The sequence below is a fragment of the Bartonella sp. MR168JLCBS genome (assembly GCF_042194175.1).
Genome location: NZ_JBHIMP010000497.1, coordinates 330 through 621, shown reverse-complemented (window position 1 = coordinate 621; position 292 = coordinate 330). Strand labels below are relative to the sequence as shown.

1 pseudogene is annotated in these 292 nt (G+C 42.8%); it reads left to right on the top strand.

Going from position 1 to position 292, the window contains the following annotated elements:
* A pseudogene (locus ACFIK8_RS12225) lies at window positions 1–292 on the top strand (PAS domain-containing sensor histidine kinase); the annotation flags it as partial.

The window sequence follows — 292 nt, the reverse complement described above, 5'->3', positions numbered from 1 at the left end:
TTGCTGTTAAACAGTGGCTTCAAGGGTTTCGTGGCTTTGGTGTTTTGAAGATGCAAGAAAAAGTACAAAACAAAAGAGATGAAAAGCTGGATACAAAAATATCGGGTCTCTCGGAGCGAGAGCATTCAGCGTTTAGGGAGATTGCAGAGCGATTACGTGGCGAATTGGAGGTAGCGGGAGCACATTTGGTTGAAGAAACAGCGGTTCAGTTACCATGTGCACAGACATTGTCTGGAAATATCATAGAACAAGCTTTCATAAAAGAACCAGCAGCGGTTTTATCATTGTTGGA